The sequence below is a fragment of the Eubacterium sp. genome (assembly GCF_057858645.1).
The window spans coordinates 43,292-62,060 of sequence record NZ_DBLZZO010000017.1; the positions used below are offsets into that span (position 1 = coordinate 43,292).

An 18,769-nucleotide genomic window follows, 5' to 3' on the forward strand; every position below is an offset into this window, starting at 1 on the left:
TGCGATGGTTTGGCAGAAAATAATTTGCATTGTTATCGGTTATATTTTCGGCTTATTTCAAACAGGTTTTATAATTGGTAAAATGCATAATATAGACATTAGAGAATTTGGCAGTGGCAATTCAGGAACAACGAATGCCATGCGTACACTTGGGAAAAAATATGGTTTTATGACATTTTTTGGCGATGCACTTAAAGCTGTTTTTGCCGTAGGTGTTACATATTTACTTTTTAGAAATTCATGTAATGACAGTTTAATTGCAATTGCCTTATATACAGGGCTTGGGACAATTTTAGGCCATAATTTTCCTTTTTATATGAATTTTAAAGGTGGGAAAGGCATTGCAGCATCATCAGGAGTTATTTTCTCACTTGTCTTTTTTGACTGGAAATTTTTAGCTCTTGGCATAATAACTTTTTTTGTTGCACTTGCTTTAACTAAATATGTTTCGTTTAGTTCATTATGCTTAATGACAGGTTTCTTTTTGGAAATGATAATATTCGGTCAGTTAAACATGGTGCATAACTTAAATCAAAGTGAAAAATTAGAATCGTATATTTTGGTTGGAATCATGATGGTTTTGTCTTATATACGACATAAAGATAATATAAAAAGACTGGCCAATGGAACAGAACGAAAAATTGGTCAGAAAAAGGAGGCGTAATATGTCAAAAGTTACAGTATTAGGCGGTGGTGGTTGGGCCATTGCTCTTGCAAAAATATTATATGGAAACGGACATAATGTAACAATATGGTCTGCATTGCAGAAAGAAGTAGATTTATTAAGCAAAGATAGAGAAAATAAAATAAGTTTGCCTGGAATAAAAATTCCAGAAGATATTATAATTACAAATAATATTGAAGAAGCTGTTAAGAATTCTGAATTAATCGTTATGGCAGTTGCTTCATCATTTGTGAGAAGTACATCTAAATTATTAAAAGATATTATACCTGACGGTCAGATAATTGTTGATGTTGCAAAAGGAATTGAAGATAAGACTTTTGATACAATGACAGAAATTATGGAAGAAGAATTACCAACATGCGAGGCTGTTGTACTTTCAGGTCCAAGCCATGCTGAAGAGGTAGGACGTAACATACCTACAGTTGTAGTTATTGGTGCTAAGAAGAAAGAAGTAGCACAGAAAGTTCAGACAATGTTTGCAAATAAATATTTTAGAACATATATAAGTCCTGACAGAAAGAGTATTGAATTAGGTGGCTCTTTAAAGAATGTTATAGCCCTTGCAGCCGGCATAATTGACGGCCTTGGTTTTGGTGATAATACAGAGGCTGCTTTAATTACAAGAGGTATCAAGGAAATTACAGCTCTTGGTGTTAAAATGGGTGGTCATTCAAGAACTTTCAATGGCCTATCAGGAATTGGAGACTTAATTGTAACATGCAACAGTAAGCACTCAAGAAACAGAAGAGCCGGTGTCCTTATTGGCAAAGGCTACACATTAGATGAGGCTGTTAAAGAAGTAAAAATGGTTGTTGAAGGTGCAGTTTCAGCTAAAGCCGCTTTAGAACTTGCAAAAAAATATAATGTGGACATGCCTATAGTAGAAGCTGTAAATGAAGTCCTTTTTGACAACAAACCTGCTGAAGAAGCAATGTGGGAATTAATGGAGCGTGAACAGACAAACGAATTTCATGATTTAGAATGGAGATAAATTAATATAATATAACATATATTATATTCAAGGGGAGTTTAATGGATAAGACCAAATTAGATAAGACAAAAAATAAAGGAAAAAAAGGCATTGCAACATTTTTATTTAGTCGAATTTTTATATTTGCCTTAATGATTATCATACAAGTTTTATTTTTTTGGGCAGTTGCCTACAATGCTGTTTTAGATAAAAGCGTTTCTTACGTTGTAACATTGTTACAGGTTTTATCGGTTGTATATATAGTTAGCGATAAATCAGATCCCACAATGAAACTGATATGGGTTATTTTTATCGTTGTAGTTCCGGGATTTGGTGTTTTGATGTATTTGTACACTAAATTGCAACCTGGTTCAATAAAACTTCGAAAAAAAATAGAACATATTGATTTAAAGTCTCAACGATATTTGCAACCTGAACAGCAAATATACAATGATTTACAAATACAGGATAAACAGGTCTCGATGATTGCAAAGTATGTTTATGACTACACCGGTTGTCCTGTTTATAAAAATACTGATGTTACATATTTTAGTTGTGGAGAGGAAAAGTACACAGCCTTAATTGAAGAATTGGAGAATGCCACAGATTTTATTTTTATGGAATATTTTATTATTCAGCAGGGAAAAGTCTGGGACTCAGTTCTTAATATTCTTGAAAGAAAGGCAAAAGAAGGCGTAGAAGTAAGAGTAATGTATGATGGCCTTTGTTCCCTTACAAAGTTACCGGTTGGCTATTATAAGAAACTACGTCAAATGGGCATAAAGTCAAAAACCTTTGCTCCTGCGAGACCTTTTTTTACAACTGAGCAAAACAACAGAGATCATAGAAAGATTCTTGTTATTGACGGTAAAGTTGCTTTTACCGGTGGTATTAATCTGGCAGATGAATATATGAACCTTGTTGAAAAATTCGGTTATTGGAAAGATACTGCGGTTATGTTAAAAGGTGATGCAGTAAAAAGTTATACACTTTTATTCTTACAAATGTGGAATGTAACAGAGCGGACAATTGGAAATTTTGACAGATATTTAGATATAAAAATTCCAAAAATATATGACGATAATGGTTATATAATAGGCTACGGTGATGAGCCGGTTGGAAAAGAAAGAGTTGGTGAATCTGTTTATTTTCATATGATTAATACAGCCAACAGATATCTTCATATTGTCACACCATATTTAATTTTGGATAATGTTATGATGTCTGCGTTAAAATTTGCGGCAAAACGTGGTGTAGATGTAAAAATTGTCATGCCAGGTATACCTGACAAACCATACGCTTATTGTATAGCAAGAACATATTACAGTGAGTTAATCGAAGCTGGTGTGGAAATTTATGAATACACACCCGGTTTTACTCATGCTAAAATGTTTATTAGTGATGATGAAAAAGCAACTGTTGGAACAATTAATTTAGACTATAGAAGTTTATATTTACATTTTGAAAATGGATGCTTTATTTATAAAAATAATGTAATTTATGATATAGAAGCCGACTATGAAAATATGCTTGCTGTATCAAAAAAGGTTTCTTTAATAGAATGTAGAAACAGGCCTTTATGGTATAAAGTATGTGGGAAATTATTAAGACTAATTTCTCCGTTAATGTAAAAAGTAATAAAAAACCTCTCATTGCCATATATTTTAGTATTAATATATGCACTGGGAGGTTTTTATGGATTTTAATGTATATAATGACATTGAAAAAAGAACAAAGGGGGAAATTTACATAGGGGTTGTGGGGCCTGTTAGAACTGGAAAATCAACTTTTATTAAGAATTTTATGGATGTGGCTGTAATGCCAAATATAAAAGATGAAAATGAGGTTAAACGAGCAATGGATGAGCTGCCACAATCGTCAGCCGGTAAAACAATAATGACAACAGAGCCTAAATTTATACCTAATAAAGCGGTGACAATTAATATTGGTAACAAAGCTAATATTAATGTTAGACTAATAGACTGTGTTGGCTTTATGGTTGATGGGGCTACAGGTCACATGGAGGAAGATTCTGAAAGAATGGTAAAAACACCTTGGTTTGAACAGTCAATTCCTTTTTCAAAAGCTGCTGAAATTGGTACAGAGAAAGTAATTTCAGAACACTCAACAATTGGTGTAGTTATAACAAGTGACGGAAGTTTTACTGACTTGAATGTTGAAGACTACAACAAGGCATTAGATAAAACAGTTAATGAGTTAAAAAAAATTAATAAGCCTTTTATTATTCTTGTTAATTCAATGGAGCCTACATCAAAAGAGTGTCTGGAATTGAAAAAAACTATTGAAAGCAAATATGATGTATCAACAATAGCAATAAACTGTCTTAAATTAAACGAAGATGACATTAATAATATTTTAGAAAATATATTATTTGAATTTCCAATTACCGAAATAGTATTTAATGTTCCAAAATGGCTTGAAATAATCAATTTAGACAGTGATCTGATGAAATACATAATAGAATATTCTAAACAGATTTTAGAAAAAATTACTAAAATTAAAGATATAAAAAATTTTATTTTTAGTCCTGACAAAAATTATGTAAAAAACATGTCTGTATCAATGGTTGAGTTATCCAATGGTAAAGTTGTTATGGACTTTTCTGTGGACGAAAGTTCTTATTATGACACATTATCAGAAATTACAGGCAGCAAAATTGAAAATCAGTTGCATCTTATAAGATTTATCAAAGAGCTTGCAGCAAAAAAAACAGGTTATGATAAAGTGAATTCTGCCATAACAAAAGTGAAGGAAACAGGTTATGGAATTGTTATGCCTGACAAGGAAGAAATAGTTTTAGATAGTCCCGAATTAATAAAGAACGGTAGCAATTATGGTGTAAAAATAAAAGCAACAGCACCGTCTATTCATTTTGTAAAAGCGAATATATTAACTGAAATTTCTCCAATTATAGGTAACGAAGAGCAGGCGAAGGATTTAATAGAATTTATAAATGCCAATGAAGAACATGATGATATTTGGGATACAAATATTTTCGGAAAAACAATTGGTCAGATAGTGGAAGAAGGCATTAGCAATAAAATTGATAATTTAACTGAAGATACAAGAGCCAGAATGCAGGGGACTGTTGAAAAAATAACAAATGATCAAAGCAAAGGAGTTATTTGTATTTTGCTTTAAATAACGAAAAGGGGTTATTGTAAAATTTTAACTACTATGATAAAATTGTTATTTGATTGAGCATAAATAATGCTATAGAAGGAGAAGATAAGATTATGAACACATACGAAGAGTTGAAAGCGCGTGGCCTTATAGCACAGGTTACTGATGAAAAATTAATTAGTGATTTAATAAATAAAGGTGAAGCTGTTTTCTATATTGGCTTTGATCCAACAGCAGACAGTCTTCATGTAGGTCATTTTATGGCTTTATGTCTTATGAAGAGACTTCAAATGGCCGGCAATAAACCAATAGCTCTTTTAGGTGGCGGAACTGCAATGATTGGTGACCCATCAGGAAAGACTGATATGAGAAAAATGATGACAAAAGAAACTATTGACCACAACATTGAATGTTTCAAGAAACAGATGAGCAAATTTATCGACTTTTCTGACGGAAAAGCATTAATGGTAAACAATGCAGACTGGTTAATGGATTTAAATTATATTGATGTTTTAAGAGAAGTTGGACCACATTTCAGTGTAAACAGAATGCTTACTGCTGAATGTTACAAGCAGAGAATGGAAAGAGGACTTAGCTTCTTAGAATTCAACTATATGATTATGCAGAGTTATGACTTCTACAAATTATTCCAGGATTATGGTTGTAATCTTCAGTTTGGTGGAGATGACCAGTGGAGTAATATGCTTGGTGGTACAGAACTTATTAGACGTAAATTAGGAAAAGATGCCTCAGCTATGACAATTACATTACTTCTTAACTCAGAAGGTAAGAAGATGGGTAAGACAGTTAGTGGTGCAGTTTGGCTTGATCCTGAAAAAACATCACCATACGAATTCTTCCAGTATTGGAGAAACGTTGATGATGCAGATGTTATTAAATGCTTGAAGATGCTTACATTCCTTCCATTAGAAGAAATTGAAGAAATGGGAAAATGGCAGGGTGCTGAACTTAATAAGGCAAAAGAAATTTTAGGCTATGAATTAACTAAGTTAGTTCATGGTGAAGAAGAAGCTAAAAAAGCATTAGATGCAGCTAAGAATATATTTGCTAAAGGAGGAATTTCAGGTGATATTCCTACAACAACATATGCAAAGGCTGAATTAGAACAGGGAATTGATATTTTAACAATTTTAGTAGATACAAAACTTGCAAAATCAAGAAGTGAAGCAAGAACTTTAGTAAACCAGAACAGTGTTTCTGTTAATGGTGAAAAAGTAAATGCTATAGATAAAACATTAACTACAGCTGATTTTAATGATGAAGGTGTTATCTTAATTAAGAAGGGTAAAAAAGCTTTCCATCAGATTAAAGCTGATTAGTTTAGGAGGAACTTACAATGAAGAAATACGGATTAAATGAATTAAGACAAATGTTCCTTGATTTCTTTGAGTCAAAAGGACATTTAGTAAAAAGCAGTTATTCATTAGTGCCACACAATGATAACAGTTTATTGCTTATTAATGCAGGTATGGCGCCTTTAAAGCCTTATTTTACAGGGCAGGAAGTTCCACCTAGAACAAGAATGGCGACATGTCAGAAATGTATTAGAACAGGCGATATTGAAAATATTGGTAAGACTGCAAGACATGGTACATTCTTTGAAATGCTTGGTAATTTTTCATTTGGAGATTATTTTAAACATGAAGCTATTCATTGGTCTTGGGAATTTTTAACAGAAGTTGTTGGACTTGAAGCTGACAGATTATACCCTTCTGTTTATTTAGAAGATGATGAAGCTTTTGATATTTGGAATAAAGAAATGGGTATTCCAAAAGACAGAATTTTCAAATTCGGTAAAGAAGATAACTTCTGGGAACATGGTGCAGGCCCTTGTGGTCCTTGTTCAGAAATTTATTATGACCGTGGTGAAAAATATGGTTGTGGTAAACCAGATTGTACTGTAGGTTGCGAATGTGACAGATATATTGAAATCTGGAACAACGTATTTACTCAGTTTGAAAATGACGGCAAAGGAAATTATACAACATTAAAGCAGAAGAACATAGATACAGGTATGGGACTTGAAAGACTTGCAACAGTCGTTCAGGATGTTGATTCTATTTTTGATGTTGATACTATTAAAGCTTTACGTGATAAAGTATGCGAAATTTCAGGAAAAGAATATAAGAAAGAATATAAATGGGATGTTTCAATAAGAATCATTACTGATCATATCCGTTCAGCTACATTTATGATTTCTGACGGTATTATGCCATCAAATGAAGGTAGAGGATATGTATTAAGAAGATTAATCAGACGTGCTGCAAGACATGGAAGATTATTAGGTATTGATGGAATGTTCCTTTCAGACCTTTCAAAAACTGTAATTGAAAGTTCTAAAGATGGTTATCCTGAACTTGAAGAAAAGAAAAATATGATCTTCAAAGTATTAACTGAAGAAGAAAATAAATTTAATAAAACAATTGATACAGGTCTTAATATTTTGGCTGAAATGGAAGCAAAAATTTCAGAAGAAGGAAACAAGACTTTATCAGGGGACGATGCCTTTAAGTTATATGATACTTATGGATTCCCACTTGATCTTACAAAAGAAATTCTTGAAGAAAAAGGATTTAGCGTAGATGAAGAAGGTTTCAAAAAAGCTATGGAAGTTCAGAGAGAAAAGGCAAGAAATGCCCGTAAGACAACTAACTACATGGGTGCAGATGAAACAGTATACGAAAGTCTTGATAAGAATTTAACATCAAAGTTTGTTGGATATGACAAATTGGAAAATGAATCAGAAATTACAGCTTTAACAACAGAAAAAGAAGTTGTTCAGGCATTAGCTGAAGGCGATAATGGCACAATTCTTGTAAATGAGACTCCATTTTATGCAACAATGGGCGGTCAGACAGGTGATAAAGGTATTATTGAAACAGCTAACGGAAAATTTAAAGTTGTAGATACAATTAAGCTTCATGGCTCAATGATTGGACATGTTGGATATGTTGCAGAAGGTATGGTAAAGGTTGGAGATAAAGCAGCTCTTAAAGTTTACAGTGCTAACAGAGAAGCAATTGCTAAAAACCATAGTGCAACACATTTATTACAGAAGGCATTAAAACTTGTTTTAGGCGAACATGTTGAGCAGGCAGGTTCTTATGTTGATGCTGAAAGATTAAGATTTGACTTTACACATTTCCAGGCAATGACAAAAGAAGAAATTGCCAAAGTTGAATCTATTGTCAATGAACAGATTGCTAATGGATTAGATGTTGTCACAAAAGAAATGACATTAGAAGAAGCTAAGAAAACAGGTGCTATGGCATTATTTGGAGAAAAATACGGAGATACAGTTAGAGTTGTATCTATGGGAGATTTCTCTATTGAATTATGTGGTGGTACTCATGTTTCAAACACAAAGGAAATTTCATACTTAAAGGTTATTTCTGAAGCCGGTATTTCTGCAGGTGTTAGAAGAATTGAAGCCTTAACAGGAAATGGTTTAATTAAGCATTTTGAAGAAATGGAAAAATTATTAAATGAAGCTGCAAAGGCTGCCAAAAGTGATGCACATAATTTAACAAAGAAGATTCATTCATTAAATGATGAAATCAAATCATTATCAAGTGAAAATGAAAAGTTAAAAGCAAAATTAGCTAACGAATCTGTTGGAGACGCATTAGACAACGTTGTAGAAGTAAAGGGAGTTAAACTTCTTGCTACAAAGGTAGCTGATGTGGATATGAATGGTTTAAGAAATCTTGGTGATCAGTTAAAAGAAAAAATGGGTGGCGGAGTTGTTGTTATTGTTTCAACAACAAATGACAAAGCCAATGTAATTGTTATGGCTGATGATGATGCGATTTCAAAGGGAGCTCATGCCGGAAATATGATTAAAGAAATTGCTAAATGTGTCGGAGGTGGCGGCGGTGGTCGTCCAAACATGGCTCAAGCAGGTGGTAAAAATCCAGCTGGTGCTGATATGGCAATTGAAAAGGCAAAAGAGATTTTGGAAAGCCAGTTATAATTTTGTATTATTTCAAAAATAAGGTTGACGCATTGAAAAAATATGTTATAATATTTAAGGTGTTTTAACACAAATACCTACAGTTTTAGGAATCTATAACTGAAGGGAGGGAAGAACAGATGTCAAGCGTTATCGTAAAAGAAAACGAATCAATCGACAGTGCATTACGTCGATTCAAGAGAAATTGCGCAAAGGCTGGTATTCAGCAGGAGATTCGTAAAAGAGAACATTACGAAAAACCAAGCGTAAAGCGTAAGAAGAAATCAGAAGCTGCTAGAAAGCGCAAATATAATTAATTATAAAAAGTCAGGACTTATGTCCTGGCTTTTTTATGTAATAAAATCTTTACCTTTAACATAATCTAATAAATATAAATAATCTGCTTAATACTGCCTAATTAATTCCAAAGGAGCAAACGCCATGTTTAATGTTGATGATAAATACGACCTTCCAAGAGACGTTGTACATAAAGATTCGTTAATAGAAATTATTGGCAGAAATGAATTTGTTGTAGAAAACTATAGATGTTTAAAAGAGATAAAAGATAATGAAATATTAATTATGTGCAAAAAATATAATTTATTAATAAAAGGCGAAAAGTTAAACATAAAATATTACAATAGCGAGTCTATGGTTGTAAGTGGGGTATTAAATGAAATTTCATTTATATAGAATAACAATAAATTCCAAACATATTTACAGATTCTTAAACAATACTAAAGAGATAAAAATAAGAGATATAACTTTCAATCAAAATGGAAATGATTCCCTGGCATCTTTTACAATTAATTCGTCAGATTATAATACTGTTACAGAAATAGCGAAAGATAATAATATAAAAATAATAAATGTTCACGAGTTTGGTTTGTATAAAACAATTACTCATAGTTTTTTTATTAAATTAGCTGCCACATTTGCTATATTTTTTATTTTATTTATAGTTATTTGCACTCAATTTATTTGGAAGATAACAATAAACGGCAACTATTCATATACCCAAAAAGAAATTTTAGATTATGTCAGCTGCCTTAATGTAACAGAAGGGGTTTTGAAAAATAAAGTAAATTGCGAAAATATAGAAAAAAACATCAGAGAAAATTATAATGACATAAGTTGGGTATGTGCTGAAATAAAAGGCACTAATCTTATAATTCACATAAAGGAAAATTATATTACTGAAATTGCAAAAAAAGAAAGCCGTCCTTATAACATTGTTTCCAAATATTCAGGAAAAATTCAATCTATAGTGGTTAGAAAAGGTACGCCATTAGTTAAGAAAAATCAATATGTACATAAAAATCAAATTCTTATTAAGGGTGTAACAGACGTTGCAGATGAATCAGGTCAAAAGCTTTACTCGGTTATTACCGGCTCTGACGGAGATATTTTAGGGAAAATTAAATTTAATTATAATGACCAAATTCCTGTTAAACATAAATATAAAATATATAATTCGTCTAAAACCTATTACATCCCTTTTATAAAAAACTACAGATGGCATATTAAAAGTAAAAAAAATAAAGATATTGAATACAGCGAATCAAAAATAAAATTTTTTGAAAATTATTATTTTCCAATAGGCTTTAGCAAGTATGTAAGCAAAGATTATACAATAAAAACTGCAAATTATTCAAAAAAGCAGGCAGAAAAAGTTTTATCCTCTAAGTTAAACAATAAATTAGCAATATTAGAACAAAAAGGCTACAAAATATTAGCAAAAAATGTTAGAATAGTACGGAAAAAAGAATTTTACCAATATAAGGGTGATGTTATATGCATTTTACCAGTTGGCAAGGTGCAATACATAAAAGATTCAACCTTAAACAAAATAAAACAAGAAAAGGAATCTGTTGAGCAGACAACAGCAGACAGGTAAATTAATGAGTGTAATAGAAAATATTATAGATATTCCTGCAGAATATGAGAAAACTGTATTTGGTCAATTTGATTATAATATTAAGAAGATTGAAAAGACCTTACATGTTACGATTATTTCACGAGATGGAGATTTGAAAATAATCGGTGGTGAAACGGCCACCAAAAGAGCTAAAAGCGTGTTTAACCAATTAATTGAATTGGCAAAAAGAGGAAATGAAATCACAGAACAAAATGTTGATTATGCATTGTCTTTAAGCTTTGAGGAAAAAGAATCTGCAATAGTTGAATTAGATGATAACATTATTTGTAGAACAATAATGGGGAAGCCTATTAAACCCAAAACATTAGGTCAAAAGAAATATGTAGACTTAATAAGAGATAAAATGATAGTTTTTGGTGTAGGGCCTGCCGGTACAGGTAAAACCTATCTGGCAATGGCAATGGCAATTACAGCCTTAAGAAATAATGAAGTAAATAAAATTATTTTAACAAGACCTGCCATTGAAGCCGGTGAGAATTTAGGCTTTTTGCCAGGAGATTTACAAAGCAAGGTTGATCCCTATTTGCGCCCGTTATATGATGCCCTTTATCAGATTATGGGAGCCGAAAGTTTTATTTCTAATTCAGAAAAAGGAATTATTGAAGTTGCACCACTTGCTTACATGCGTGGTAGAACTTTAGATAATGCTTTCATAATACTTGACGAAGCTCAAAATACAACACCTGCTCAGATGAAAATGTTCTTAACCAGAATAGGTTTCGGTTCAAAGGTTATAGTTACCGGTGATAGAACCCAGAAGGATTTACCAAGAGATGTTGTATCAGGTTTGGATATAGCACTTAAAGTTTTGTCGAAAGTGGATGATATTGGCTTTGCCTTTTTAGATAACAACGATGTTGTCAGACATCCTTTAGTTCAAAAAATTGTCAAGGCATACGAAGAATATGAAAATAGAAAATCATCATATTCAAAAAATAAAACAAATGGCAAAACTAAGGATAAATAAAAAAGATTGGCAAAAAAATAATTAAAAACTCGTACAGAGTTAATTAATAATGTTAATTCAATCAGATAATAAAAAAGGAAAAAACATGAATATATATATTGAAAATCAATACAAAAATAATATTGACATTGATTACGAAAATTTAATTAATATGGTTGTATCAGAAGCTATTGATTATGTAAAATGTCCCTACGAATGTGAGGTGAATGTTACTATAGTTGACAACGATGAAATACATGAAATAAACAACAGTCAACGAAATATTGACAGACCTACAGATGTTTTATCATTTCCAATGCTGGAATATGATAAACCAGGTGATTTTGATAAATTCGGAAATGATTTATATGCTTTTGATCCTGACACAGGAGAACTTACATTAGGAGATATTGTGATTTCCTACGACAAAGTGATTTCTCAGGCAGAAGAGTATAATCATTCTGTTAAAAGAGAGTTTGCTTTTTTAGTGGCACATAGTATGCTTCATTTATTTGGCTATGACCATATTGATGATAACGAAAGAATGGAAATGGAACGAAAGCAAAAAGAAATTTTAAATAATTTAGGAATAACAAGGGAGTAATTATGAAGAGAAACAAAATCATAGCTATAACAATTTTAGTTGCAGTAATAATAGTTGGTGTTATTCTTGCAGTTGTGTTTGGTAGTGCCAAAAAGCAGACAAATACGCCTACAACAACACCTGAACAGACAACAGTTACTGAAACAACTACAGCAGATCCAAATGCAGGCAAGGTAATCAGTAAATTAACAGGAGAGTATGTTAAGAAATCTATTGCCAATAAAAGACCTGTTGCTTTAATGTATAACAACATTATTAACGCAATTCCACATTCAGGACTTTATAATGCAGATGTATGTTATGAAGCACCGGTAGAAGGCTCAATTACAAGAATTATGGGCATTTTTGAAAATTATTCAAAACTCAAGAAAATGGGTTCGGTTAGAAGCTGCAGAATATATTATTGTGCCTTTGCAAATGAGTGGGATGCTATTTACAGTCACTTTGGACAGTCAAAATATGCACTTGATTATTTAAAAAGTGGTTCAATTGACAAAGTAGGTTCACTAAATGCTGAGTCAGCTTTTTATCGTACATCAGACAGAGTTGCCCCTCATAACTGTTTTACATCAGGAAAAGGACTTGATTCTGCAATTAAAAAGTTTAAATATAGAACTTCATACAAGAAAAAATATACATCTCATTTCAACTTTGCAAAAAGTGGAAGCAAGATTGCTTTAGACAGTAAAAAAACAGCTAAAAAAGTTGAAATTGGTTATAGAATAAATCATACATATTTTGTATATAACAAAAAAGACGGTCAATATTACAGATATCAATATAACCAGAAGCATATTGATGATCAGAACAAGAAGCAGTTACATTGTTCTAACATTATTGTTCAGTTTGTAAACTATACATTATATCCTGATAATAAGAGCTTGGATATTACTCTAACAGGCAAGGGTAGTGGCTGGTTTATTACAAATGGCAAAGCCGAAAAAATTACCTGGTCAAAAGATAAAAAAATGACAGGCAGAACAAAATACCTTGATAAGAATGGAAAAGAAATAACATTAAACACAGGTAAGACATGGATATGCGTTGTGGGAAATGATGACAAAGCTAATTTTAAAATTTCAAAATAAACAACCAAATATAACAAGACAATAACATAAGGAAAATGGAAGATAAAAAAATGAGTAGTAAGTCTAAAAAAGATAGTTTTATAATACAGGGCAGCATTTTGGCAATGGCAGGTATACTTGTTCGTGTAATAGGATTAATTTATAGAATACCTTTAAACAGAATTTTAGGGGATGTTGGTTTAGGATATTATGGCACAGCTTTTGAGTTTTACAATGTGTTGATTTTGTTATCATCACAAAGTATGCCATTAGCCGTATCAAAGATAGTATCTGAAAAGCTTGAAAAAAAGGAATATAAAAACGCTCACAAGGTTTTTAAGGGAGCATTATTTTATGGTGGTTTTATAGGACTTGCCTTTGGACTATTCTTGTTCTTTGGAGCAGATTTCATTGCAGGAGTTTACAAACAGCCACCAATAGCAATAGCATTAAGAGTATTGGCACCAACCCTTACAATTGCCTGTGTTTTAGGTGTAGTAAGAGGCTATTTTCAGGGTATGGGCAATATGGTTCCAACTGCTGTTTCGCAGATTTTTGAGCAGATAGTAAATGCCGTAGTCAGTGTTATAGCTGCTTATGAATTAGGTGCCTACGGTTATACTTTATCAAAAATTGCCAGTGAGCAGAAAGTATTAAAAAGTTCTTATGCTGCTGCCGGGGGAACATTAGGAACATTATCAGGTGCTTTAATTGCATTGATTTTTATGTTCTTTATAGTATATGTAAATAGAAATTATTTCCGCAAAAAAATGAAGAAAGACAGAACAGGAGTCCAGGACAGCTATGGTCAGATTACCAAAGTTATTCTTTTAACAATTACTCCGGTTTTGTTTAGTACAACAATATACAATATTGGGAATCTTTTGGACAACCCAATATATCAGAATATAATGTCAAGTATCTTCCACGTAAGTGAAACAACCAATAGTGCTGCATGGGGCGTTTATTCAGGCTATTACAGACTTTTGACTACAATGCCAATAGCAATAGCCTCTTCCCTGTCGACGGCTATTGTACCATCATTAGTTAGGTCGTATATAGCAAAGGACAAAGTAGTCGTTAAAAGCAAAGTTATGTTAGCACAGAAGTTCTCAATGTTAATTGCTTTTCCTTGTGGTATGGGATTATCAGTTTTAGGTGGGCCAATTAACTCACTTTTATTTGGTGGAAAAATTGAATCCACATCAATTATTATGATTTTCAGTATTTTTACTGTAGTAGCTTTTAGTTTATCAACAATCAGTAATGCAATATTACAGGGTATAGATAAATTAAATGTGCCAATTAGAAACTCGGCAATATCACTTGGTATACACATTATTTTCTTACTGATACTTTTATTAGTATTCAGACTTGGTATATATGCCGTTGTAATTGGAGACTTTACATTTGCAATGACAGTTGCAGTACTTAACTCATTTTCCATTAAGAAATACCTTGGCTACAAGCAGGAAGTACATTACACTTTAGTTTGCCCATTTGTTTGTTCAGCCATAATGGGTATCTTCTGTTTAGTAGTTTACAAACTTGGAATGATGATTCTACCATCTAATTTCATTTGGACAGTTTTATCAATACTTATTGCAGTGGTAATATATGCTGTTTCTTTAGTATTTACTAAGACAATAACTGAGGATGAGTTGTATTCTATGCCAAAGGGAAATCAGATTGTAAGAATTTTGAAGAAATTCAGATTATTGAAATAATTAAGGTATAAATATACAAATATTGTAAAAAATATATGCAGGTAAAGGAATATTTTATCAGATAAAAGGAGTGGTAATTTATGAATAAGCGTGCATATATTTTTTATTTAATTATATTTGTTGTTGGATTCAGTATTTCATATTTATGTGGATACAAAATGGGAACTTCAGATTTGAAAAATGTAACCATTAAGTCTGATGTGGTTAAAGCTAACAATGAAAATAAAAAAGAAGGCTACTGGCTTATTGCAAAAGATAATATTTTGTATGTATATAAAAGTGATAAAGAAACAGAAATTGCTGAAACGGACATAAACATATCGAATATGTCTTTAAAAGATAGAAAAGTAATTATAAATGGTATTTATGTTGAAAGCTCTGAGGAACTGTTTAAATTTCTCGAGGCAAACACCAGTTGATGAAAGGACAATAAATGAAAACAATTGTTATTGGTGCAGGAGCATCAGGTCTTGTGGCAGCGATAGCTGCTGCTAATGCTGGCTCAAGTGTTACGGTAATTGAACATAACAAACAGGTAGGGAAAAAAATACTTATAACAGGAAACGGTCGTTGTAATATTACTAATGAGGCTATGGATGAGAATAAGTTTTATGGCGACAGTTCTTTTATTAAAAAAGTATTAGAAGCTTATTCAACTGATGATATACGAAGTTTTTTTGAAAATATTGGTATATGCACAGTGTCGAAAAAAGGCTATATTTATCCTTCAAGTATGCAGGCACAGACCGTATGCGAATTTTTAAGAGAATATGCCATGGAGCTTGGTGTTAAAATCAAAACTAACAATAATATTAATAGTATACAGCAGATTAATGGGAAATATGTTGTTGATATAGGTATACCTTTGGAATGTGATAATTTGATTTTGGCAACAGGTGGAAAAAGTTATGAAGTTACAGGCTCTGATGGAAGTGGTTATGAATTAGCCATGAAATTTGGGCACACTATAACAAAACTTTCCCCAGCTCTTACAGCTCTTGTAATAAAAAAAGATATTCTCACAAAAAGCTCAGGCGTAAGGGTAAAAGGTACAGTTTCAAAGGGAAATTATAAGCACACCGGTGAAATTCAAATAACAGATTATGGTGTATCAGGAATTCCGGTTTTTAATATAAGCAGAACATTAGAAACAAATGATAATTTGGTAATAGATTTTGCACCTGATTTTTCTACAAATGAATTAAGAGAAATAATATTAAAATTTTCAAAAATATACAAAGATTTAGCAACTGAAAAAATACTTAAAGGCTTATATAATGAAAAACTGGCATCAGTTTTAGCTGAGAAATCAGGTTTAAAGAAAATTAAGGCAAAAGATTTATCAACAGAAAACATTGAAAGTCTTATTAATACTATTAAGAATTATAACGTTATTATTGATAAAAAAAGAGGTTTTGATTACGCCCAGGTAACAGCAGGTGGTGTAGATACATCCGAAATCAATGCTGAAACCATGGGATCTAAATTATCACCTAATTTATATATTGTTGGTGAAATGTTGGATGTAGATGGAATCTGCGGTGGCTATAATCTTCATTTTGCCTGGTGTACAGGACTTATTGCAGGAGGAAATTGTAACTAATGAAACTATTACAGGTATCGAACATAAAAGTTGACATAACAGAAGATGAAAAAACAGCCTTTAAAAAAGCTCTCAAAAAGGCAGGTCTTTCAAAAGATAAAGTCAGTAGTTGGAAAATAATAAAACTATCCATAGATGCAAGAAAAAAAGCGGAAATACATAAGGTATATGTTATTGGTTTGTATGTAAAAGAATATAACAAAACAAGAAAAGACGTGCAGATAATTGCAAAGGATAAAGAATATACATACGAAATTTCAGGCACGAAAAAAATCACCTTTTCACCTGTAGTTGTTGGCTTTGGACCAGCAGGTATGTTTTGTGCATATCTTCTTGCACTTAATGGCTACAAACCTATTATTGTAGAACGTGGCAGTATGGTCGAAAACAGAACAAAAATCGTAGAAGACTTTTGGAACACAGGCGTTTTAAATACAAACTGCAATGTCCAATTTGGTGAGGGGGGAGCCGGAACCTTTTCTGATGGTAAATTAAACACAGGCATTAAAGATAAACAAAACCGAATAAAATTTGTTCTTGAAACTTTTGTTAAATTTGGTGCAGACGAAAAAATTCTATATGAAGCCAAACCACATATTGGAACGGATATATTGAAAAATGTTGTAAAAAACATGAGAGAATTTATCAAGGAAAAAGGCGGTAAGTTTTACTTTGATACAAGATTTGAAGGCTTTGAATGTGAAAATGGTAACCTTAGCAGGGTTATTTTAAGTAGCAAAAAAGTAATTGAGACAAACCTTTGTATTCTGGCAATTGGTCACAGTGCAAGAGACACATTTGAAATGTTATATAACAACGGTGTAGAAATGACACAGAAACCGTTTGCGCTAGGTGTAAGAATAGAACATAAACAGAGTACAATTAATAATAGTATGTATGGTTTTCCTGATGACAGATTAGGTGCGGCAAATTATAAACTTACTCATACAACAACAGCAAACAGAGGTGTTTATTCATTTTGTATGTGCCCAGGTGGCTTTGTTGTTGATTCTTCTTCAGAAGAAGGTGGGAAAGTTGTTAATGGCATGAGTTACTCCAAAAGAGATGGAGAAAATGCCAACAGTGCTATTGTTGTTACAGTTACTCCAAATGACTTTGATGGAGATAGTCCCTTAGCAGGGATTGATTTCCAACGTGCTCTTGAAAGAAAAGCCTACAAAGAAGGAGCTGGCTCAGTTCCATTACAAAAATATGGAGATTTCAAGAATAATGTTAAAACAACAGATTTAGGTACAATTACAACAAACATAAAAGGTAAGTATACATTATCTAACTTAAACAACATTTTTCCTAACTTCATTGTTAAATCCCTAATTGAAGGAATTGAAGCTTTTGGAAAAAGAATAGAACATTTTAACGATGATGATGCTGTTTTATCAGCTATAGAAACAAGAACATCATCACCAATTAGAATTACCCGTGATGAAAACTTTAATTCAAATATAAAAGGGCTAATTCCTGCAGGAGAAGGAGCCGGTTATGCAGGTGGAATTACATCTGCTGCCATTGACGGCATGAAAATTTTTGAAGAAATTATAAAAAATTATTGGGTGTAAGATACTAAAATATTTCGTATAGGTTATTTTAATATTTTGCAAATATTTCGTATAAGTTGTTTTAAAGTGACTTTTTTACAAATATGTAGTATTATATAAAGATGTATGTGAATAATTAGAAAGGTTATTGGGTTTATTAATTTTAAAAGAACCAACTAACAACATACATAGATTTTGTTAGTTAAGGAGAGCATTATGAATATACGTTTTTTAGCGCAGTCAGAATACTTCAACGGATTACATATAAAGGACGACATAGTTTTAGAAAAAGAATACGAACAGGGTCCTTTTACTAATTTACCAAAGGTAAGATATTATCTATATTATTTAGAGGAAAATGTAAGAAAAGAAGTTATGCCATTTTCTGACAAAGTAGATGTGTTTAATATTACTAATTGCCAAAATGAATCAGAATACTTATATTTTACAGAATATTCTGACATGCATGACGGTACATATGTGTTTAGTATTGTAAGATACAATATTACAGATCATACCCATACCAAAATAATATCTTTGAAGGATAATATTAAT

General features: G+C 31.9%; 17 protein-coding genes. All 17 read left to right on the forward strand.

The annotated features are described in order from the left end of the window. Positions 1–4 precede the first annotated feature (4 nt). Positions 5–664: a glycerol-3-phosphate 1-O-acyltransferase PlsY gene (gene plsY, locus ACZM4J_RS07465; protein ID WP_022166078.1), complete on the forward strand. Its 660-nt coding sequence runs from the start codon at positions 5–7 to the stop codon at positions 662–664. Position 665: 1 nt separating this feature from the next. Beyond that, entirely contained in the window at positions 666–1,676 is a 1,011-nt protein-coding gene (locus tag ACZM4J_RS07470; protein ID WP_022166079.1) for an NAD(P)H-dependent glycerol-3-phosphate dehydrogenase, read from the forward strand. A 41-nt stretch (positions 1,677–1,717) separates the two neighbouring features. Next, positions 1,718–3,286: a cardiolipin synthase gene (cls, locus tag ACZM4J_RS07475; protein ID WP_302689656.1), complete on the forward strand. Its 1,569-nt coding sequence runs from the start codon at positions 1,718–1,720 to the stop codon at positions 3,284–3,286. 64 nt (positions 3,287–3,350) lie between these two features. Then, positions 3,351–4,817: a stage IV sporulation protein A gene (gene spoIVA / locus ACZM4J_RS07480; RefSeq protein ID WP_428244674.1), complete on the forward strand. Its 1,467-nt coding sequence runs from the start codon at positions 3,351–3,353 to the stop codon at positions 4,815–4,817. Positions 4,818–4,912: 95 nt separating this feature from the next. Further along, positions 4,913–6,139 carry a tyrosine--tRNA ligase gene (gene tyrS, locus ACZM4J_RS07485; RefSeq protein ID WP_022166083.1) on the forward strand — a complete coding sequence of 409 codons (1,227 nt, stop codon included), beginning with the start codon at positions 4,913–4,915 and terminating at the stop codon, positions 6,137–6,139. Positions 6,140–6,156: 17 nt separating this feature from the next. Further along, on the forward strand, positions 6,157–8,793 hold the full coding sequence (gene alaS, locus ACZM4J_RS07490; protein ID WP_428244673.1) for an alanine--tRNA ligase: 2,637 nt from the start codon (positions 6,157–6,159) through the stop codon (positions 8,791–8,793). A gap of 119 nt (positions 8,794–8,912) precedes the next feature. Next, complete coding sequence (gene rpsU, locus ACZM4J_RS07495) at positions 8,913–9,089, forward strand: 30S ribosomal protein S21 (protein WP_005362674.1); 177 nt, start codon at positions 8,913–8,915, stop codon at positions 9,087–9,089. 124 nt (positions 9,090–9,213) lie between these two features. Beyond that, positions 9,214–9,465 carry a YabP/YqfC family sporulation protein gene (locus tag ACZM4J_RS07500; protein WP_022166085.1) on the forward strand — a complete coding sequence of 84 codons (252 nt, stop codon included), beginning with the start codon at positions 9,214–9,216 and terminating at the stop codon, positions 9,463–9,465. Beyond that, positions 9,446–10,669 carry a sporulation protein YqfD gene (locus ACZM4J_RS07505; protein WP_302689652.1) on the forward strand — a complete coding sequence of 408 codons (1,224 nt, stop codon included), beginning with the start codon at positions 9,446–9,448 and terminating at the stop codon, positions 10,667–10,669. The genes ACZM4J_RS07500 and ACZM4J_RS07505 overlap by 20 nt, the downstream gene beginning before the upstream one ends. A gap of 4 nt (positions 10,670–10,673) precedes the next feature. Then, positions 10,674–11,678 (forward strand): PhoH family protein, encoded by a 1,005-nt coding sequence (locus tag ACZM4J_RS07510; RefSeq protein ID WP_302689674.1) that lies wholly within the window; start codon positions 10,674–10,676, stop codon positions 11,676–11,678. 85 nt (positions 11,679–11,763) lie between these two features. Then, positions 11,764–12,261 carry an rRNA maturation RNase YbeY gene (ybeY, locus tag ACZM4J_RS07515; RefSeq protein ID WP_412622142.1) on the forward strand — a complete coding sequence of 166 codons (498 nt, stop codon included), beginning with the start codon at positions 11,764–11,766 and terminating at the stop codon, positions 12,259–12,261. Positions 12,262–12,263: 2 nt separating this feature from the next. Then, on the forward strand, positions 12,264–13,349 hold the full coding sequence (locus tag ACZM4J_RS07520; protein WP_022166089.1) for a DUF3048 domain-containing protein: 1,086 nt from the start codon (positions 12,264–12,266) through the stop codon (positions 13,347–13,349). A 50-nt stretch (positions 13,350–13,399) separates the two neighbouring features. Continuing rightward, complete coding sequence (locus ACZM4J_RS07525) at positions 13,400–15,055, forward strand: putative polysaccharide biosynthesis protein (protein WP_428244670.1); 1,656 nt, start codon at positions 13,400–13,402, stop codon at positions 15,053–15,055. Positions 15,056–15,135: 80 nt separating this feature from the next. After that, positions 15,136–15,474: a BofC C-terminal domain-containing protein gene (locus tag ACZM4J_RS07530; protein WP_022166091.1), complete on the forward strand. Its 339-nt coding sequence runs from the start codon at positions 15,136–15,138 to the stop codon at positions 15,472–15,474. Between the two features lie 14 nt (positions 15,475–15,488). Beyond that, positions 15,489–16,658, forward strand: coding sequence for a BaiN/RdsA family NAD(P)/FAD-dependent oxidoreductase (locus tag ACZM4J_RS07535; protein ID WP_022166092.1), 1,170 nt, complete (start codon positions 15,489–15,491; stop codon positions 16,656–16,658). Then, on the forward strand, positions 16,658–18,235 hold the full coding sequence (locus ACZM4J_RS07540; RefSeq protein ID WP_428244669.1) for an NAD(P)/FAD-dependent oxidoreductase: 1,578 nt from the start codon (positions 16,658–16,660) through the stop codon (positions 18,233–18,235). Before ACZM4J_RS07535 ends, ACZM4J_RS07540 begins: the two co-directional genes overlap by 1 nt. Before the next feature lie 195 nt (positions 18,236–18,430). After that, on the forward strand, positions 18,431–18,769 hold a 339-nt coding region (locus ACZM4J_RS07545), incomplete at its 3' end, for a hypothetical protein (protein ID WP_489485926.1).